Genomic DNA, 19,640 nt, shown 5'->3' with positions numbered 1-19,640 from the left:
CTTTTTCCATGGGTATTTGGATACATTTTTCATTGCTTTATCTCGCTCTTTTCTTGCTTTCCTATACTCAGCATATTTGCAAATAATTTATAAGCTCCAGATACTCCTGCTGGTAGTTCTCTAAAAAAACTTAACCCAGTATAAATGTAGTGACCGTCACCATATGGAGCGACTAGCAGGCTACCGTCTTTTGCCGTTTCTCCTTTATCATTCATAGAGAGAATAGGAGTATAGGCATCATCCCACTTGTTTGGAAAATAAAGGCCACGTTCTTGCGTCCAGCCTTCAAAATCCTTTTGAGTAAGCTTATTTGGGAAATTCATGATAGGGTGATTTTCGGCAAGGATTCTCACTTCGCTATTCTCATCGGTTACACGGTCTCTACTAAGTTGCATCTCATAAGGAGCTCCTATTTTTGTATCATCCCAGCGACCCGAAGTATTGTACTGCGCGATAAGCGTACCGCCGGACTTTACATAATCGAGTAAAAGTGGCTGCTTTGCTTGCATCTCATCCACTACATTATAAGCTCGTATGCCTACTACCACCGCGTCAAATTGTGCAAGCAGTTCTGGTGTGATAGTGTTAGGTTCTATAATAGCTACTTGGTAGCCTATCTGTGTGAGATTATCTGGGACTGCATCTCCAGCACCTTGAATGTACCCTATGTAATCCCCTTTACGCTCGATATCAAGTCGTACAATTTTTGCTTTGTTAGGCAAGAAAAGTGATTGCAAAGGGATATGCGCATAATCTATTGTTACAAGCTCCTTGGTGTACGTTTTATTTCCGGCGGTCACTACGGGAGTGAGATCTCCTTCACTATCAGTGCTAGGAGGTGTTACAGAGAATATAACTTTTTGTTCTGCACCTTTTAATGCAATAGATATGTTTACACTTTTTGGTGTGATGGTCCATCCACTGGGAGCAGTGAGAGATACGGTTCCGTTAAAATTATCTTGATGTGCTGTTACCGTTACGGGAATTTTTTTTGATTCCGCTTTCGCGAAAATTATAACCTTCGAGTCTAGCTTTGATGAAACTACTGGTACTATTTCAAAAGGCTCATACACTTCGCCCTTAACGCGATCATTGTATTTAAAAACAATTGGTTTTTCTATCGAAATAGGTACGCCAGAAATAGTGAGATTAAAGCGTACTGTATTTTGTTGTGGAGTTTCTGGCTTTCCTATCATAGTGCGATCATCTACTCGGTACATTCCTAAAGTTCCTTCTTCACGTAACCAGTATGCAGAAGTATCATTAAAAGAATCATCTATGGTAACCGTTGCTTCTATAGAAAGTGAATTGTTGTTAGCTAGCGGTGTGTCGCTAGCTAGTTGTTGATTGCTTGATGTAACAACTGCGCTGTTGAGGACTACGGACTGCATGCTTCTGTTTATCGCTTCAAGTTTTAAGGTTACTTCGCTCCCTAGAGTAGCATAACCAGTATTTGCTGCTGCTTCTAGATAAATACCTGCGCAGGCAGTGATGATATCTTGTAGTTCTCTAGATTTAATAGCTTTCCAGTGAGCATCATCTAATTGTTGCACAAGTGCATATGCTTTAGCTAGCTGAGGAATACTTTTTTCTGGAGCAGTAAAATCATAGTCGGCAACGACTTGATCTAATATTTTTTTAATTGCCTGACCTCCTTTTACGCGCGTCCAAGTCGTGTTGATTCCTTGAAAAACGTCGTTATTAGTTGGCATCTCACCGCGTAATAATTCAAAATAGGTGTCCTCGCTACCACGGCTTCCCGTATTTCCAAAACCTTGAGACTTGTGCTGACTTCTACTAAGCGAAGAGATTTCTGTATTAGAAAGTCCGAGACTAGGGTAGTAGGTACCTACGTCTACTTGAACCAATTTAGATTTATCTGCCTCATCAAATTTTTCTTTGCTTCCGTAGAACCACCATGAAGTATTAAAAAATTGTCTACTCGGCTTCCAGGTGTCTGTGTATTGTAACTGCTCTTTATATTTTGAGGTGTCACCTGCTAGGTCAAACGCTTCTACAGATAGCATTGCGCTTGAAGTATGATGACCATGTGTACTTCCTGGTGTTCTGTGATTAAAACGGTTAATAATTACATCAGGCTTAAATGTTCGTATTGCCCAGACCACATCTCCCAGTACTTCTTCCTTATTCCAGATTGCCAGCGTCTCATCCGGATGTTTTGAATATCCAAAATCATTTGCTCTAGTAAATCGCTGTTCTCCACCATCTGTTGCTCTTGCAGCTAGTAGCTCATTAGTACGTATCACGCCAAGTAATTCACGTAATTCTGGACCTATGATGTTCTGACCACCATCACCTCTCGTTAACGATAAATAGGCAGTTCTAGCCTTAACGGTATTTGCAAAATAGGAGATAGCAGTAGTATTCTCGTCATCGGGGTGTGCAGCTACGTAGAGTACTGAGCCTAGAAAGTTGAGTTTTTGAAGGTCTTGGTATATTTCGCTAGCTGTTGGTTTAACAGGTTGAACGGTAATACCTTGAGCATATATTTTCGCGAAAGCGAAGACAAATAAAAAGGCTAAAATCACATAGGATTTACGCATAATAATGAGGAGTTTGATACTTCTCAAATATACCGATTATGAAAGGTAGCCTAAGTCCTTTAAGGTTTCTTTAACAATCTACACCGCTTTATTAAAGGGATCATCCTCGTCCATTTGTTGATTTTGCTCTAAGATATTTGTAGAGATTCCCTCCTCTACAAGTGTGATTCCTTTTTGAAGAATTAAACTGTTAGGGTAGGTGTGTAGTCCGCCATCAGAGGTACGCAGATTCGTGTGAAAAGCCTTGATGTCTTCTATAATCGCGATGATAGGGAAGTCTTTGTCGTGAATTTTAATACGGTCGCCTATTTTATAAGGGAGCGTAAAAAATATGATTACGCCAGAGGTAAGATTACTTAGTACTGACCACTGCGCAAAAAATGCAACACCTATAATAGCAAAGACAGAGCTAGCAATGACTCCAATATCCTTTATTTTAATTCCCCAGATGAGAATACTTATAATGAACGCAATTATTAATAGCACTGCATCTACGTATTTCATAATAAGATTTGCACGCTTCTTTACTTTGTTTTTGCGCTCAGAAAAACGACGTACAAAATAAGAAGTGATAATGCGTAAAACGATAAGAATCCCTAGCGTTACAGCACTATGTATGATTTCAGGTCTAAATAATTCCATAGCTTACAACCATTTTTTACGCTTAAAATAAACAAGAGAGGCAACAAAAATAACAATCATGGCTCCCCAGAAATAATAATAACCATCCTTGATAGCTAGTTCTGGTATATGCTCAAAATTCATCCCATAAATTCCTGCAAGAAAGGTCATAGGTATAAAAATGGTAGCGATGATGGTAAGCACCTTCATCACTTCATTCATACGGTTTGCAATGTTTGTCGAGTTCATATCCATTAACCCAGCAATCGTATCTCGGTATACCTCCACAGTCTCAATTACTTGGATTGTGTGATCATATAAGTCTCTTACAAATACCTGTGTTTTCTTAAGAACAAGGTGATTTTCGACTTTTTCGAGCTTGTTTACTACCTCTCTAAGTGGAAATATAGATCGTCTTACTTGTATCACCTCTTTTTTGAGAGTTTGAATTTCTTGAGAGTAATTTTGAGAGTTGTCTGTGTAAATTTTATCTTCAAGCTCTTCAATTTTGTTACTAAGTTGCTCGATGATGATAAAGTAATGGTCAATCACGGCATCCATAATTGCATAGGTAAGGTAGTCTGCGCCATTAGAGCGCACTCTTCCTTTTGCGTGCCTTATGCGTTCACGCACTCCGTCAAAAACGTCACCATCATATTCTTGTAAACATATCAGATACGTCTTACCTAAAATTAAACTTATGTGCTCAACATTAAGCTGATTTTGATCATCATAATAGAGCATTTTAAAAACGATAAATAAGTGGTCGCTATACTCATCTAGTTTAGGTCGCTGGCTAGTGTTTGCAACGTCTTCCATTACTAATGGGTGCAATTTATAACGCTCTGCAATTTGTGTAAGAGCAACAGTATCGCTTAAACCATTTATATTAATCCAAGTAACCGTTTTCTCGTCGGTATCTTTGTGATATTCTTCCAGTCGGGCAAGCGTTTCCTCATCCAGATAATCGTCGTTGTAATCAAAGACGTCAATACTTACAGCCTTTTGCGCTTTATTACCAGTGTAGATCACATGACCAGGAGCGTGAGAGAGTTTCTCTTTCACGGTCTCCCTAGTAATATTATTTCTCACTAAAGCGTTTACTTTACTTTTAATTTTTTTTCTAATCATTATAAGCCAAGTTCTGTGCGTAGTGCTTCGTCTTCTTTAGTTTTTTTACCCCAGTAGGCACTTCTGATTGTTTTCATCTTTGTAGCCGTTGTGGTCATTTTCTCTCCGCCACGACCGTCTGGATAGGTCTCTTCCCAACCTTCAATCTGGTGTGGGAAATCACTAGAAAAGTTTATTGTAAGTGTTCTGTCTAATGATGGATAATTAAGTGTGTATGAAGTTGCTGTTAAGCTTCCCGTAACATTATAAGCTTTTATAGGAGTATGCGTCATCGCAGCATACGAAACGTCTGGAATACTTGTAAAACTCCCCGTAGGTAATAAGGTAGGATCGATACGCAATAATGCCCACAATTCATTTTCTAATACTGCTTTATCTAAGGTATATTCCTCATCTGCTCTGCTTTCAAAATAAGAGTGAATCTGCACCTCAAATTGATTTCTGTTATTGAGTTGTGTGTACGTATTACCACACCATTCTTGCATACTTTGTGAGACCTTAATAGCGTGCAACTCCTCATTTACTGGTAAAAATGTACTACTCATAATGGAATACGGATAAATGCCCGTCACAAAATTTTTAGTAGCATTTAACTTGATAATAGGGATATTATTGTTGTCTTGGTTATCTGCTTTTACTTGTTTTTCTGGCAAAAAATCTTCAGTTACAAAAATAAGTGCTGCTGTTCCCTCCCTTAACTCACCATAACGAGCTTGCTGTAACTCGTAGCTAGTGATTTCGGCAGTTCCAGCATACCAGTAGTCTTTCCACTCCTGTGAAATGGAGCGCTGTGCTATTGGTGGCGTATTAATGCTTGTTGCGGTGTCCGCTTTCGCGAAAGCGGTATCATTTTTATCATTGTTCTTACATCCAAAAATCATAGCAACAACGACTAAAGCGCTACCTATTAAGAATGTACTTCGATATGCTTGATGTTGTTTTGTGGATATAGACATGATATAAATTTTAATATTAAAATTACAGAAATACTATGAGTCTGCGAGCAGCATTAACGTTTCATAAACTTTATGAAGCGGCATTCCCATGACATTGAAGTAAGATCCCTCTATGCTGGTCACTGCAATGTAGCCAAACCATTCTTGAATACCGTAACCACCTGCCTTATCATACGGCTGGAAGTTGTCTATATAATAGTCTATTTCTTCTTCGGTGAGGTCTTTAAAAGTCACTTTTGTTGTGTCATTAATGACCGTTTGTGCAGTAGCAGTAGTAAATGCGACAGATGTTATTACCTCGTGTGTGCTGCCTGAAAGAGCAGATATCATGGCATAGGCTTCATCGCGGTCTTCAGGTTTATTTAAAGCAACTCCGTTAAACCAAACAATGGTATCACTAGTAACAAGAATATCTTGTGCTTTAAGATTTGAAAACGCAGAAGCTTTGAGTCTAGCAAGGTGATCTGTGATTTCTGCTCCTTCAAGCTCTTCTGGAAAAATCTCATCTACAGGTTTAATATCTATAGTAAAATTGAGTCCTAATTCTTTGAAAAAATCTTGGCGCCTAGGAGATCCTGAGGCAAGTATGAGGTTGAAATTTTTAAGTTTTTCTTTAAGCATAGCGTTCTATAATTAGTATAAGTGGAAAAAGGAGAATGCCTAAAAGCATTAAACCTTTAAGTAGTCTAGCGATTAATTTATAGTCTAATGTTTTTTCTGCGTTCCAGCATTGGGAGGCAATATATCCTAGTGGGATTATTGTAAAGATAAATAGTACGATAGTGATAGGTAGCGACCCATCTGCAAATATAAAGGTGAATAATGCACTATTAAACAACGACCCTAGTGCAATGAGAGCGCATAATAGCATCGTACGTTTACTGCCAATTATTATAGGTAAGGTGCGATACTCCATGGCATAATCCCCATTTATGTCTTGTACGTCTTTTACAAGTTCTCGCAGTACGTTAATCATAAAAGCAAGTACCACAACAAAAGTAAATAGAGTATGACCTTCTTTTGTGAGCATGTGTTCTACTCCAGAAAGCTCAAGAGCTCTGGCTTCAAATAACCATATAATGACGAGCGAAAAAGCAACCAAACCACTAGTTACAACGTTTCCCAGTATAGGGATTCTTTGCAAGTATGAGTTATATGCATAGAGCGCTACGCTCACTCCTATAAACAGTGTAGCATATGCCCAATGTTCTAAAATAAATGCACTGTAAATCCCTAAAGTAATTCCTATGCTCCATAGTGAGATAAAGTAAGTGTAGGAATTACGTAGCGATATGTTATCAACTACATAAATCTCATTAGGCTTGTTGATACGATCTGCTTTAATATCAACTATGTCATTATGAATATATCCCGCAGCCGCTATACAAAGTGTAGCGAGAGATAGTGTCGCAAACTCTAAAAAAGATAGCTCAGTACCAACATCTCTCAAATAACTTAAAGACAGCTTTAAAATAAGCTGAGCTATAAAAATCATAAACAGATTAAAAGGTCTTATGATTTTTAAGTATGCCACAAGTCTATTTTTAGTGTGCCGAAGCATCCATTTCTTTCATCCAGTTGTTTTGCACTTTAAGCACTTGCTCAATTACATCACGCACACAGCCGTGACCACCTTTTTTGTGAGAAATATAGCTAGATATTTCTTTGATTTCTTTTACGGCATCTTGAGGACAACAAGGTAATCCTACTTTTTTCATCACCGGAAAATCAGGAATGTCATCGCCCATGTATAGGATGTTTTCTAGGCGTATATTTTTCTTATCTATATACGCTTGTAGGTGTTCCATTTTAAGGTGTGCGCCTAGTGCAATATCTTCTATGCCCAGTTTTTGAAGTCTAGAGCGTACTCCTTCGTCAGTCCCACCGCTTATGATACATAGGTTGTATCCCGCTTCTAGCGCAGCTTTCATAGCATAGCCATCTTTTACATTCATGGTGCGATGCATATGCCCATTTGATGTAATGTGCAATGATCCATCCGTAAGTACTCCATCTACGTCAAAAATAAATGTCGTAATCTGGTGTAGGTATTCTTTATAACTCTTTTCCATAGAAATGTGTAATCGCTTTAGTTATGTTTTTGTAAACCGCTGTATGATCAGGATCAGTAAGCAATTTAATTTGTTGGTCTATGACCTGTTTATCATCACGTTTTGCAGGACCTGTCTGACTATTTCTAGGTCCTTGTTGTAACGCTTTTTCGGTAGTTTTCTGTATGAGTGGATACAAGGTGTCAAAAGGAACTCCGTGTACATCACAAAGTTCTTGAGCAATGGTGTAACAGTGATTTGTAAAATTATTTGCAAATACTGCAGCAAGGTGCAACTGCCTGCGTTGTTCACTATTTATTACTTGTACATTATTTGATATAATCGCTGCTAAGGTCTTTAAGGTTTTTTCATCTTTTTGATCAGCGGCTTCTATGAGAATAGGAATCTCGGTAAAGTCTATCGATGTGTCTTCTTTAGAAAAACTTTGCAGCGGATAAAAAACTCCTTTGTTATGCTTTCGCGAAAGCGTACTCATCGCAGTAAATCCAGAAGTATGGACGACCAGTGAGTTATCAAAGGGAATCTGCTCAGAGATGCTTTCAATGGCATCATCACTTACAGCAATAATGGTGACATCGGCAGGCTTAAGTTGGTCTATAGTAACGATTTCTCGAGCTATATTGTTAAAGTTTTCGAGCTTTTCAAGAGATCGACCTGCAACCTGCATAAGTATAGCTTGATTTTGAGAGCCTAATGCCTTTGCAAGATGCCAAGCCACATTACCAGTACCGACGATATTTACTTCAATCATAGGTACAAAAATAGGCTTTTTTAGATGTGCTCAGCTTTCATTTTTTATGAAGCGTCTCTCTAAGGTTTTTCGAGCCTCGTAGGTTATCTTTGCCCTCGGTAAAATTGGCCTATATTATGCAAAAGAAAATCGCCTCTATTTTATTCTCCACAAGACTGATGGGGATATTGTTTATAGCTTACTTTGTCGCAATGGCAGTAGGTACCTTTTTAGATCAAGGGCAAGAAACTTCTCCTACACCTTACTCCAGATATTGGATTTATGATGCATGGTGGTTTACACTAATCCACATCATGTTTGTGATCAACTTTATAGGTAATGTTTTCCGCTATAAATTATTACGTAAAGAGAAGATAACCACCCTTATTTTTCACGCCTCTTTTATCATTATTTTAATAGGAGCTGGTATCACAAAATATATAAGTTACGAGGGAGTAATGGTTATAGAAGAAGGTGAATCTGAAAATACATTTTTAAGTGAGAAAACATATCTGGATGTATTTCTAGATGGTGAGCGTGATGGAGAGCCTATGCGTCGCCCATTAAAAAAGGAATTGTCTCTGTCTCCACGTCTTGATAACGATTTCTCATGGACAGAACGTTTTAATCATAGCGCTACAGATGGCAGTGATTACACAGATGTTTCTTTCAATTTTAATAAGTTTATTGATGGTGCAGAAGATGGTTTTGTAGAAGATGAAAACGGACTTTGGCATCTTAAGATTGTAGAAACTGGTACAGATAATCAGCGTCATGAGCATTTTCTAGTAGAAGGGGAACTAGTAAATATTCACAATGTGTTGTATGCTTTTAATAAGCCTACAGACGGAGCAATTAATATAGGTTTTGATGGAGAAAACTATACGTTTTCATCACCATTTGCCGGCGATGTAACCGTGATGGCAACTCAAGCCAAAAGCGAAGTTCCAGAAGCTGTAGAGCAACCACTTAAATTAAGAGCATTATATAACTTAGGAGGAAAGCTCTTAGTGATTCCAGAACCTGCAATACGTGGACGCACAGGTATTGTTGCAAAGGAAGTAGCAGAGAAGAACCAAGAAGATGCATTATTTGTAGATGTGACTGTAAATGGCGAGACTAAAACTGTAGGATTGTTAGGAGGGAAAGGTTATAGTAATGACAAGAAGAAGGTTGAAGTGGGGGGCCTTACGGCTTACCTTTCTTATGGAAGTGAGGCAATGCCTTTACCATTTGCAATAAAACTCAATGATTTTATTGCAGAGCGTTACCCTGGAACAGAGAATAGCTATGCATCTTTTGAAAGTAAAGTGACTGTAGAAGATGGAGATGAGAACTTTGATTATGATATTTATATGAATCACGTACTAGATCACAAAGGCTTCCGCTTTTTTCAAGCAAGCTTTTTACCAGATGAGAGTGGAACTATTCTTTCTGTAAGTCACGATTTTTGGGGTACTTGGGTTACATATATTGGGTACTTCTTATTGTATTTAGGGATGATGTTGATTTTATTTGACAAGGGATCTCGTTTTGGCGAACTCAAAAAGCGATTAGGTAAAATCAAGATCAAAAAAGCAAAACTAGCTGCAGTGTTGTTGTTTTTCGCTTTCGCGAAAGCGGGATACGCACAAGAAGATTTATCTAACAAAGCACCAGAAGTCTCAAACGGAAACGTAGAGGTACGTGATACGATTGCTACCAGCGGTGAGAATATTGAGGATATATTAGGCTTAGACGGTCACAGTGAGGTAACGCACCAGCAAACGATGCCTACGCAGGAGGAAATTAAGAAACTTATTGTTGAGAATGCAGTACCACTAGAGCATGCCCAAAAGTTTGGGAAACTAGTGATACAAGAAGATGGAGGGCGTATGATGCCAGTAAATACATTTTCTAGTATGCTGCTTCGTAAGTTGAGTAGAAGCGATACTTATGAAGGTCTTACAGCAGATCAAGTGATGCTTTCCATGATTGAGAATCCGCAGATATGGACATTTACAGAGCTTATCTATCTCAAAAAGGGTAACGACAGCTTACGTAATATAGTAGGAGTACCATCAGACAGAAAGTACTTTAAACAGATGGACTTCTTTACTCCAGATTTTAAATACAAGTTGAGTCCATTCCTCGCAGATGCATATTCTGAAATTAACCAGACCAAAATAGCTAAGGAACTTACAGAAATGGATCAGCGTCTAGGGTTGCTAGATAGAACCCTAGTAAAGGAGATTTTAAAGATTTTCCCAAAGCCAAACGATCCTAATAATAAGTGGATATCACCTATAGAAGTTAAAGATGCGGCATACAGAGCAACCGACTCGGTAATTGCAAATCAAATATTTCCTGCTTACTTATTGAGCTTACAAAAAGGAAGACAGTCTGGAGACTACTCAGATGCAGATAAAGTGCTTGCTGGTATAGAGAAATTCCAGCGTACGCATAGTAATGACATCATGCCCTCTAAAGAGAAGATAGATGCAGAGGTTTATTATAATGAACATGATGTATTTACAAAGCTATACTGGATGTATATGCTTGCAGCTGTGTTCATGATGATTTTTGTGATTGCTGCTATTTTCAACCCAAGTAAGTTTATTACGTTTATGGGTAAACTAGGAGCGGCAATTATCATAGTGCTATTTATAGTTCATACCGGAGGTCTTATATGGCGTTGGTATATTTCAGGTCACGCACCGTGGAGTGACGCTTATGAGTCTGTACTTTATGTGGGATGGGCAACAGTATTCTTTGGTCTAGCCTTTGGAAAAGACAGTATGCTTACCATAGCCAGTACTGCTTTTGTGGGAGCATTTATTTTGTGGGCAGCTTCGTTGAACTGGATGAACCCAGAGATTGCTAATTTACAGGCAGTATTAAATAGTTACTGGCTTATGATTCACACGGCGGTAATTGTAGCGAGTTATGGTCCGTTTATACTTGGTGCTATTTTAGGTATCGTCTCTCTATTTTTAATGATTTTTACCACAGAGAAGAATAAAGAGAGAATGGATCTCAGCATCAAAGAGATTACCATTATTAATGAGCTTGCACTTACAGTGGGTATGGTATTATTAGCCATAGGTACTTTCTTAGGAGGACAGTGGGCAAATGAAAGTTGGGGACGTTACTGGGGTTGGGATCCTAAGGAAACTTGGGCGCTTATCTCACTTATTGTATATGCCTTTGTCATACACATGAGACTTATACCAGGATTAAGAGGAAGATGGATTTTTAACTTCTCATCTATCATCGCACTTGGAAGTATTCTCTTTACATGGTGGGGAGTAAATTATTACTTATCTGGACTTCACGCTTACCAAAGTGGAGGCGACATCGCAACCCAAAAGATATTTATCACTGTTGGCGTGCTAGCTGTCTTAGGTTTGTTCTCTTACAGAAAATATAGAAAGTTCTACGTCAATAAAAGTAAAGCGTAGAAGACTACAGAGCATTAAATGTATTTTACAGCCATTAATTCTATCTTGAATTAGTGGCTGTACGCTTTAGTACGCTTATGATACTCTTACATATCTAGGTTCATATTATGAGGTGCTATTAAAGTGTGGAATGATGTTACGAGTAATCTCGAGCTGTTACTTACAATGTATAGATAGGTAAGAGCAGAGATAAAAAGTATCTACTAGTGTTTTTTTGAAGCCCAGTTAAAACGATAAGTCCTTTAGATCTGTACCGTTATCAAGTCCAAGTTTTGAATAGAGACTGCTGGTTAATTGTTGCAGTTTATCATCAGATAGGCTGTGCTTTAAGGCAATCATCTCGTTGCTGAGTCCTTTAGAAATATCATTTAAAATACGCACCTCCATATTTTCAAGTTTGTATTGATAAATGAGAGATTCCATATAATTATCATCTGCATCTTGAACGTTCTTGTAAGCACTGAGTTCTTTTATTTCTTTTACGTGTAGCATTAACTTATGCTTCATTAAGACGCTCTTTCTTTGGATGTTCTTAAAAGAGAGAAGCAATAATATAGCAATAAGCGTAAAATTAAAAGATGCTGCTACAGCAACCTGAGCAGGAGTATAATTTATAAAGGATAAATTAAAAATGTGAAGAAGAAAATAGTCTGCTAGAAACAATATATTGATACTGTAAACGCCTATAAGAATTAGTTTACGAGCTCCTTTTGCAATCATAAGCATCAATACCCACATTAAAATAACGGTTGCGATGCACGTAATATCTACGCCTATGAAACCAATTATGTTATGGCTAATTAGATAAGTAATTAGGAATATAGTAGATAGCGTGCTCAATGCAAGCATAGCATACTTAATCCACATTTGATGCGGTCTTACTTGTAAGTAAAACATCATAAACCCAGTAGCGGAAAGACCTACTAAATAATGTCCAAATATTTCAAGAGATATAGAAGTGTTATTTGTTATTCCAAAGAGATATAGCACATTATCTTTTGTGAGAATACTTAAAAGAACAGCAAGTACCAAGAATGCAAAAAATAGAAACTGTGTATTTCTTACGATAAAATAAAAAACTAAAATTGCTACTATAAGTGCTATTGCTGTACCGTAAAAGAAACCAATACTTAGTAAGCTTCTTTTTTCTCTACTCGCGAAAGAAGATTCGTCAGAGTGGTGAATAGGGAAGTAGGCTTCTACTGGAAAATTTGCTTTTAGGTAAAGTGGGAATTCAAGATTTCTTTTGATTAAAAAATATGAAGGAAAACGTGTATCCTTCATGATGTTAAGTTCTTTACCACTAGAATCGTATAATGCTAGATTATTGACATGAGAAGATTTTAGTTCGAGAATCTCTCTATCTGCAGTTATACCATCTATCTTAAACCAGTAAATACCATTTTCTGTTCCTAGGTTATCTGAGGTAGTTGTATGAAAGCTAGTGTTCTTAACTTCATCTATGGTAAGTGTACCACTTGTATCTCTGAGGTAATTAATAGATTCAAATGGAGTGCCCGCACTAATGCATAGCAAAGCCAAAAGAACCATTAATATCTTCATTAGATTTAAAATTTGATAAACAATAATACGTTAAAACGCACTAAGTTACAACTTTGTCGTCATATTAGTGCATTTTAACGATAATTATTGCACAAAAATTAGACCATATCTTCAGGACGTACCCATTCGTCAAATTCTTCTGCAGTTACATATCCTAGGTTGATAGCTTCTACTTTAAGTGTAGTTCCGTTTCTGTGAGCTGTGTTTGCAATCTCTGCTGCTTTGTAATAACCTATCTTAGTATTTAAGGCAGTTACGAGCATTAGTGAGTTATCTAGTAGCTCTTTAATGCGCTCATTATTAGGCTCTATACCTGAGGCGCAGTGATCAGAAAATGATACACAAGCATCACCTATAAGTTGTGCAGACTGTAATAAGTTTGCAGCCATCATTGGTTTAAAAACATTAAGTTCATAATGTCCTTGCATGCCACCTACGCTTATTGCAACATCATTACCCATCACTTGAGCACAAACCATTGTTATGGCTTCACATTGCGTAGGATTTACCTTACCAGGCATTATAGATGATCCAGGCTCGTTTGCAGGAATTGAAATTTCTCCAATACTACTACGTGGTCCTGATGCTAGCATTCTAATATCATTTGCAATTTTATTGAGAGATACGGCAAGTTGTTTAAGCGCTCCATGCGTTTCAACAATAGCATCGTGAGCAGCAAGCGCTTCAAATTTATTCTCGGCAGTGCGGAAAGGGTGTCCTGAAAAATCAGCCATATAAGAAGCTACAAGCTCAGCATATCCTTTTGGAGTATTAAGTCCAGTACCTACTGCTGTACCACCTAGTGCAAGCTCAGAAAGGTGATCAAGCGTGTTGTCTAGCGCTTTAAGACCGTGATCAAGTTGTGATACATAACCAGAGAATTCTTGACCTAGTGTAAGTGGAGTAGCATCCATTAGGTGCGTACGTCCTATTTTGACAACGTCTTTAAAGGCTTCTGCTTTCGCTTTAAGCGTATCTCTTAACTTACGTACACCTGGGATTGTATTCTCAACAACTTTTTTATATCCTGCGATATGCATTCCAGTTGGAAATGTATCGTTAGAAGATTGTGATTTATTTACATCATCGTTAGGAGCGAGTGTTTTCTCTCCTTCACCTATAACTTTTCCTGCAAGTTGGTGAGCACGATTTGCAATCACTTCGTTTACATTCATGTTACTTTGAGTTCCAGAACCCGTCTGCCAGATTACTAGAGGGAACTGGTCATCATGCATTCCAGTAAGAATTTCATCACAAGCTTGTGCTATAAGATCTCTTTTTTCGGTAGAAAGGACACCTAGCTCACAGTTAGTGTAAGCAGCTGCTTTTTTAAGAATGGCAAAACCGTGTACAACCTCGATAGGCATAGATGCAGGAGCACCTATTTTAAAATTGTTTCTTGAGCGCTCTGTTTGAGCTCCCCATAATTTATCTGCGGGTACTTTTACCTCGCCCATCGTATCTTTCTCGATTCTATATTCCATAATTGAATGTGTTAAAATTGGTACACAAATTTAAACATTTGGCTTCATTTCACATCGTTGATAAGCTGTCAATAAATGTGTTTTTTCTCTTGTGAAAAATAAATAATATCAACTATCTTTGCTGCAAACTAGAAAAGACACGATCCTATGTTCGATTTTGACCAATATTTAGGTTTTCTCGCATTCTTAACCATCCTTACTATAGGATTTTGGTTAATGATATTCCTTCTTACATTTGTAATCCCTTACTGGGTAGGAGGTTCATTTATTGAATTTATGAAAGAGAAAAGAGAAGAGCGCAAGCTTAAAAGAGAGCAAGAAAATAGCTAAGATATTTTTTACGCTTACGCGAAAATATATAAACCTTCAACACAAGCTGTTGAAGGTTTTTTTATGCATTCTTTATTCTGAATTTAAAACTTCCTTAATTACTAAATGCCAGCTGATCCCTTAAGGTTGTAGATCTAATACAGTCTGCCTCAGAGGTGTCACCAAACTCATCTACAAACTTTATACATTGCATTCCATCTGGTAAGCAAGCTTCACCAAAGGTGGTTTGTGAGGTGCACATGGTTGCTCCTGTGCTGTAAACTCCAGTCTCATCTAATTCTAATGCAAAGGTGGATACATAATTGTCATTACTAAAGACTCGTAAATACTTATTGCCTTTCATATCTATCACCTTTAAGGATGATGGAATAAGCTGTAACCCCAAGGTGCGTGCTTTTGCTTGAAACGCATTTAAGAAGGAAACTTCAGATATAGTAAATACAAATGATTCTCTTTCTAGCATTCCTACAACTGTAAGACTTACTTCATCTACACTAGGTAAATGGTCTGTACTAGCGCTAAATCTAAGATTGTTATCACAAGATGTAAGAAGAACAGCCGCGATTAAAGAAGAGAGCAAATACTTTTTCATAATACATTATACGTTAGTTTATAATTTACAAGCATTCGGTAAATGGGCTAAATTTATTCTAATTATGAATTGGTGATTTTCTTTTCTAGTTAAATTTTTCAGGTGTTTTAGTTAATTTTTTGTGGTTCATATTTTCGCGAAAGCGTATCCTTTACGCATAAAAAAAGAGCCTCCGTGTGGAGACTCTTTTAATGAAATTCACTGTACTTCTATTCACATTATTGCTTGACGTTCTTAAGATCTACTTCATTTCCATCTTTGTCTAGCATTTTTACTTCGTCAAAGCCCATTTTTTTGAACTGTGCAAATTGTGTTGCGGCGTCACCTACTACGAGGTAAGCCATCTTGTTTTCATCAAGATATTTATTTGCAAGCGCTTTGTGTTGCTCTAACGTCATATTACGTATTACGTCTTCCTCTTTCTCAATGTAATCTGTAGGAAGATCATAAGCGCTACGCTCTTGTAACATTCCTAATAAAGCAAATTGCGTCTCAAAACGACGTGCATTAGATTTGATAAGTGCATTTTTTGTAAAAGCAAGATCCTCCTCAGAGATTCCTTCTTTGTACTTTTTAATCTCATCTCTAAAGATTTCAACAGATTCTCCAGTTGTGTTAGTACGTACACTAGAAGAAGCAGTAAATGTACCTGGAAGTTTAGATCCATTAAAGTAGGTGCGGGCTCCATAAGTATATCCTTTTTCTTCACGTAAAATAAGGTTTACAGCTCCAGAAAAAGATCCTCCTAGTTTGTAATTCATTACTTCGGCAGGGTAGAAGTCTTTGTCTGTACGTGCCATACCTAAGTATCCTATGTTAATCACAGATTGCTTTGCCTCTGGAATGTCTACAAATAATAAAGAAGATTTGTCTCTTGTATTTGCTATTGGGTATGCTGGGATTGTTACTTCTTTTGCCTCCCACTTAGACTCAAGATCTGCAAGTGCTGCTAGCGCATCTTCTTTTTCAATTTTTCCTACGATATGGAAACGGCTCACAGAAGGTGAGAAGTTTGTTGCGTAAAAATCCTTTAGATCTTGCATCGTGATGCTATTAACAGATTCCTCTGTACCGCTTGTAGGGTAAGAAAAGATATGATTTTCACCATATAATACTTTGTTATATACATTACTTGCTACTGCGTTAGGATTTGCAGCGCTACGCTTAATACCATTAATAGTAGCGGTCTTAATACGTCCTAATTCTTCCTCATCCCATCTAGGCTCAAATAAAATCTCCTCTATAAGGTCCATGGTAGCGGCAAAGTTACGAGTAAGCGTATTTCCTTGAATGGTAATCGCCTCACGAGAAGTATACATATTGATACTTGCTCCTAGTAATTCTATGGCTTCTTCTAACTGCTCTGGAGTTTTATTTGCAGTACCCTCCATCATAATATCTGTCATAAGGTTTGCAACCCCATTTTTTTCCATACTGTCAAGTAAGTGACCGCCTTCTATCACGAGATTAAAGTTTACCGTAGGGATTTCATTTTGAGAAATACCATACACTTCAATACCGTTAGAAAGTTCTGCTTCCCATGAACTTGGGATTTTAAGTGCTGGAGCCTCTCCTACAGATGGAGGCGTAGCACGATCAATTTTAGATGGTGTTTTTACTACTTCTGTAACTTCGTCTTCTACAACCTTAGTTACATTCTCTTTAATCTCTTCTTCAACAACATCTGCTTTTACAGAGTTTTCTACAATAAGATTAAGTTGGCCCTTAGGTACAAAACTCGTTTGCACATATGGCTTCCCTTTTACGTAAGTATTATAAACGCGCATTACATCTTCCTTTGTAACCGCTTTGATGTTCTCAATATCTTTTTCAATAAAATCTGGCTCACCAGCAAATACATTATAACTTGCTAGTTGGAACGCTTTACCGTTTACACTGCTTATACCATTATAGAAACCAGTTTCAAGACCAGCTTTGATACGCTCTATATCTTTATCTGTAACGCCTTCTGCTTCAAATTTTGCAAGACCTTCGTCTATTGCTGCTTCAATTTGATCAAGATCTACACCGCTATTTGCAGTGATAATCACGTGAAATTCGCCTGCGATCTCTTGACTATTATTGTAAGCTGTTGTTCTTGAAGTAAGATCTTTTTCTTTTACAAGAATCTTATATAAAGGAGCTTTCTTTCCGCTGGCAAGAATTTCAGCTAAGAAATCTAATGCGTAGGCATCATCTGTGTACTGCTGCACTGTTGGGTACACACGGTGTAATTGTGGTGCTTGTGCAAAGTTATCCTCGTGGTATAGTTTCTTAGTTTCGGCGATTGTTACTGGCTGTGGCTCAAGTGGAGCTACATCTTGACGTTTTTTAATCTCACCAAAGTACTTCTCAATAAGTGCTTTTGCATCTTCAGTTTTAAAATCTCCTGCAAGTACGAGTGTCGCATTGTTAGGACCATAAAACTTGTCGTAAAATTCTTTTACGTCTGCTACCGTAGCATTTTGTAAATCCTCTAGTTCGCCAATAACTTGCCAGTTATATGGGTGACCTTCTGGATAAATGTTTTTATCAAGTACCCATCCCGTGTGACCGTAAGGATTATTATCTACACGTTGTCTTTTTTCATTCTGAACCACCTCTTGCTGGTTTTCAAAAGCAGATTCTGTTACTGTATTAATTAAGAATCCCATACGGTCAGATTCTAACCATAATACCGTTTCTAGTGCATTGTTAGGCACTGTTTCATAATAGATAGTTCCATCTTTCCAGGTACCTCCATTTAATGTTCCTCCGGCATCTTGCACCGTTTTAAAGAACTGATCTTGTGGCACATTTTCAGATTCTTGAAAGAGCATATGCTCAAAAAGGTGTGCAAAACCAGTGCGTCCAGTCTTCTCACGGTTAGAACCTACGGCATATTGTATGGCAAGCGATACAATAGGATCACTACTATCTTGATGCAAGATAACGTCTAGTCCGTTTTCAAGTTCGTATTTTTCATAGTCTATCGAGAGTTTTGCATCGGCTGCTTGTGCCTTGTCACCACTGGCATTGTCTTTACACGAGGTAACAACAAAGGCTCCTGCCATAAGGACAAAAGCAGCTGTTTTTAAGTTTTTCATGATCTGTGTTTTTTGATTTTTTAAGATTCTGTAAGATAATCTGCAACTTGATAACCTTTTCATAAAATTATGTTAATGGCAGATACTGAGATTGTTAATATTATTTTCGTAGCGATATAGACTTCATCTAGTATCACAAATACCTCATTATTTGTGAATTTTTAATCCTACAGCATTTACTGAAGCCACGCCTCATGCTGCGGTATTTTCTGTAAACGAACAGAAGAATAGTATTTTTGCAGCGCATCCATCAAGGCAGCATTCATGAAAAAGCTCAAAAAACCATTGATTATACTATTTATTGTTGCAAACCTATATGCGATTCTCTGTGGAGGTTTATACTTCTTTCAAGACAATCTTATTTTTCATCCGCAGCAGTTGCCGCAGGATTATGACTTTAATTTTGAACATCCGGCTGAGGAGGTTTGGCTTGATGCTCAAGATGGAGCACGCTTGCACGGACTTAACTTTCAGGTGGATGATGCCAAAGGAACCATTTTATACTTTCACGGTAACGCTTCAAGTCTTGCTCGCTGGGGAGAGATTGTGCAGTTTTTTGTTGAGAAACAATATAATGTCGTGGTGATGGATTATCGTCAGTATGGAAAGAGTGGAGGAGCGCTTACAGAGCAAAATTTATATGATGATAGTTTGCTGTGGTACGCTTTCGCGAAAGCGCAATATCCCACAACCCCAATAATAAGCTACGGTAGAAGTCTAGGGACAACCTTTGCGACTTATGTTGCAGCTCAAGAAAATGTGAGCCAACTCGTACTAGAAACTCCTTTTTATAGTATTGAAAACGAGGCAAGCTCAAGGTTTTCTATACTTCCAGTCAAGAAATTACTCAAATATGAATTTCCTACCTATCGATTTATAAACGATGTACAATCACCAATTACAGTGCTTCACGGCACAGAAGACGAAGTGGTCGCATACGAGCACGGAAAGCGATTATTTGACAGCATAGATCAAGAAGATAAGGTATTGATTACAATTCCAGAGGGTGGACATAATAACCTCATTGAGTTTACTGCTTATGAGGAAGCTATAGATAAGGTTCTTAATTAA

General features: G+C 37.7%; 15 protein-coding genes. 3 read left to right on the top strand and 12 right to left on the bottom strand.

Features of this window, described 5'->3' with window-relative positions:
• Window positions 1-29 precede the first annotated feature (29 nt).
• The 8 genes from ACJJVW_RS01295 to ACJJVW_RS01260 all read right to left on the bottom strand — a co-directional run bounded on the left by ACJJVW_RS01295 (window position 30) and on the right by ACJJVW_RS01260 (window position 8,095).
• On the bottom strand, window positions 30-2,564 hold the full coding sequence (locus ACJJVW_RS01295; RefSeq protein WP_405250491.1) for a PIG-L family deacetylase: 2,535 nt from the start codon (window positions 2,562-2,564) through the stop codon (window positions 30-32).
• A gap of 78 nt (window positions 2,565-2,642) precedes the next feature.
• A complete protein-coding gene (locus ACJJVW_RS01290) occupies window positions 2,643-3,206 on the bottom strand; it encodes a mechanosensitive ion channel domain-containing protein (RefSeq protein ID WP_013751779.1) in 564 nt (187 codons plus the stop codon).
• A 3-nt stretch (window positions 3,207-3,209) separates the two neighbouring features.
• Window positions 3,210-4,316 carry a magnesium/cobalt transporter CorA gene (gene corA / locus ACJJVW_RS01285; protein WP_298327345.1) on the bottom strand — a complete coding sequence of 369 codons (1,107 nt, stop codon included), beginning with the start codon at window positions 4,314-4,316 and terminating at the stop codon, window positions 3,210-3,212.
• Window positions 4,316-5,272, bottom strand: a complete 957-nt coding sequence (locus tag ACJJVW_RS01280) for a septum formation inhibitor Maf (protein ID WP_405250490.1) — start codon at window positions 5,270-5,272, stop codon at window positions 4,316-4,318. The genes corA and ACJJVW_RS01280 overlap by 1 nt, the downstream gene beginning before the upstream one ends.
• Before the next feature lie 33 nt (window positions 5,273-5,305).
• Window positions 5,306-5,893, bottom strand: coding sequence for a Maf-like protein (locus ACJJVW_RS01275; RefSeq protein WP_298327351.1), 588 nt, complete (start codon window positions 5,891-5,893; stop codon window positions 5,306-5,308).
• A complete protein-coding gene (locus tag ACJJVW_RS01270; protein WP_379953296.1) occupies window positions 5,886-6,806 on the bottom strand; it encodes a geranylgeranylglycerol-phosphate geranylgeranyltransferase in 921 nt (306 codons plus the stop codon). The genes ACJJVW_RS01275 and ACJJVW_RS01270 overlap by 8 nt, the downstream gene beginning before the upstream one ends.
• Before the next feature lie 10 nt (window positions 6,807-6,816).
• Window positions 6,817-7,344 (bottom strand): HAD family hydrolase, encoded by a 528-nt coding sequence (locus tag ACJJVW_RS01265; RefSeq protein WP_298327357.1) that lies wholly within the window; start codon window positions 7,342-7,344, stop codon window positions 6,817-6,819.
• Window positions 7,328-8,095 carry a Rossmann-like and DUF2520 domain-containing protein gene (locus ACJJVW_RS01260; protein WP_298327360.1) on the bottom strand — a complete coding sequence of 256 codons (768 nt, stop codon included), beginning with the start codon at window positions 8,093-8,095 and terminating at the stop codon, window positions 7,328-7,330. Before ACJJVW_RS01260 ends, ACJJVW_RS01265 begins: the two co-directional genes overlap by 17 nt.
• 116 nt (window positions 8,096-8,211) lie before the next feature.
• Here ACJJVW_RS01260 and ccsA point away from each other — a divergent pair, with 116 nt between their 5' ends.
• Window positions 8,212-11,514, top strand: a complete 3,303-nt coding sequence (gene ccsA, locus ACJJVW_RS01255; RefSeq protein WP_379953295.1) for a cytochrome c biogenesis protein CcsA — start codon at window positions 8,212-8,214, stop codon at window positions 11,512-11,514.
• A gap of 225 nt (window positions 11,515-11,739) precedes the next feature.
• On the opposite strand, the gene ACJJVW_RS01250 is transcribed toward ccsA, so the two are convergent.
• Together ACJJVW_RS01250 and fumC are read right to left on the bottom strand one after the other, a co-directional pair.
• Window positions 11,740-13,077, bottom strand: coding sequence for a 7TM-DISM domain-containing protein (locus tag ACJJVW_RS01250; RefSeq protein WP_405250489.1), 1,338 nt, complete (start codon window positions 13,075-13,077; stop codon window positions 11,740-11,742).
• A 98-nt stretch (window positions 13,078-13,175) separates the two neighbouring features.
• The gene (fumC, locus tag ACJJVW_RS01245; protein WP_298327369.1) at window positions 13,176-14,561 is read right to left on the bottom strand and encodes a class II fumarate hydratase; all 1,386 of its coding nucleotides are present in this window, start codon (window positions 14,559-14,561) and stop codon (window positions 13,176-13,178) included.
• A gap of 147 nt (window positions 14,562-14,708) precedes the next feature.
• Between fumC and ACJJVW_RS01240 the strand changes: the two genes are divergently transcribed.
• Window positions 14,709-14,891 carry a hypothetical protein gene (locus ACJJVW_RS01240; protein ID WP_013751789.1) on the top strand — a complete coding sequence of 61 codons (183 nt, stop codon included), beginning with the start codon at window positions 14,709-14,711 and terminating at the stop codon, window positions 14,889-14,891.
• 94 nt (window positions 14,892-14,985) lie between these two features.
• On the opposite strand, the gene ACJJVW_RS01235 is transcribed toward ACJJVW_RS01240, so the two are convergent.
• Together ACJJVW_RS01235 and ACJJVW_RS01230 are read right to left on the bottom strand one after the other, a co-directional pair.
• A complete protein-coding gene (locus tag ACJJVW_RS01235; protein ID WP_405250488.1) occupies window positions 14,986-15,483 on the bottom strand; it encodes a hypothetical protein in 498 nt (165 codons plus the stop codon).
• Between the two features lie 218 nt (window positions 15,484-15,701).
• The gene (locus ACJJVW_RS01230; protein WP_405250487.1) at window positions 15,702-18,569 is read right to left on the bottom strand and encodes a M16 family metallopeptidase; all 2,868 of its coding nucleotides are present in this window, start codon (window positions 18,567-18,569) and stop codon (window positions 15,702-15,704) included.
• Between the two features lie 264 nt (window positions 18,570-18,833).
• On the opposite strand from ACJJVW_RS01230, the gene ACJJVW_RS01225 reads away from it, so the two are divergent.
• Window positions 18,834-19,640, top strand: a complete 807-nt coding sequence (locus ACJJVW_RS01225) for an alpha/beta hydrolase (protein ID WP_405250486.1) — start codon at window positions 18,834-18,836, stop codon at window positions 19,638-19,640.

The organism is Dokdonia sp. Asnod3-C12, from assembly GCF_045063975.1.
Taxonomy (GTDB): domain Bacteria; phylum Bacteroidota; class Bacteroidia; order Flavobacteriales; family Flavobacteriaceae; genus Dokdonia.
This window is presented reverse-complemented; position numbering and strand designations above follow the sequence as displayed.

Bases quoted from the DNA above. Each gene is read 5' to 3' on its own strand.
- ACJJVW_RS01295 (WP_405250491.1), bottom strand. From the start codon at position 2,564: ATGCGTAAATCCTATGTGATTTTAGCCTTTTTATTTGTCTTCGCTTTC.
- ACJJVW_RS01290 (WP_013751779.1), bottom strand. From the start codon at position 3,206: ATGGAATTATTTAGACCTGAAATCATACATAGTGCTGTAACGCTAGGG.
- corA (WP_298327345.1), bottom strand. From the start codon at position 4,316: ATGATTAGAAAAAAAATTAAAAGTAAAGTAAACGCTTTAGTGAGAAAT.
- ACJJVW_RS01280 (WP_405250490.1), bottom strand. From the start codon at position 5,272: ATGTCTATATCCACAAAACAACATCAAGCATATCGAAGTACATTCTTA.
- ACJJVW_RS01275 (WP_298327351.1), bottom strand. From the start codon at position 5,893: ATGCTTAAAGAAAAACTTAAAAATTTCAACCTCATACTTGCCTCAGGA.
- ACJJVW_RS01265 (WP_298327357.1), bottom strand. From the start codon at position 7,344: ATGGAAAAGAGTTATAAAGAATACCTACACCAGATTACGACATTTATT.
- ACJJVW_RS01260 (WP_298327360.1), bottom strand. From the start codon at position 8,095: ATGATTGAAGTAAATATCGTCGGTACTGGTAATGTGGCTTGGCATCTT.
- ccsA (WP_379953295.1), top strand. From the start codon at position 8,212: ATGCAAAAGAAAATCGCCTCTATTTTATTCTCCACAAGACTGATGGGG.
- ACJJVW_RS01250 (WP_405250489.1), bottom strand. From the start codon at position 13,077: ATGAAGATATTAATGGTTCTTTTGGCTTTGCTATGCATTAGTGCGGGC.
- fumC (WP_298327369.1), bottom strand. From the start codon at position 14,561: ATGGAATATAGAATCGAGAAAGATACGATGGGCGAGGTAAAAGTACCC.
- ACJJVW_RS01240 (WP_013751789.1), top strand. From the start codon at position 14,709: ATGTTCGATTTTGACCAATATTTAGGTTTTCTCGCATTCTTAACCATC.
- ACJJVW_RS01235 (WP_405250488.1), bottom strand. From the start codon at position 15,483: ATGAAAAAGTATTTGCTCTCTTCTTTAATCGCGGCTGTTCTTCTTACA.
- ACJJVW_RS01230 (WP_405250487.1), bottom strand. From the start codon at position 18,569: ATGAAAAACTTAAAAACAGCTGCTTTTGTCCTTATGGCAGGAGCCTTT.
- ACJJVW_RS01225 (WP_405250486.1), top strand. From the start codon at position 18,834: ATGAAAAAGCTCAAAAAACCATTGATTATACTATTTATTGTTGCAAAC.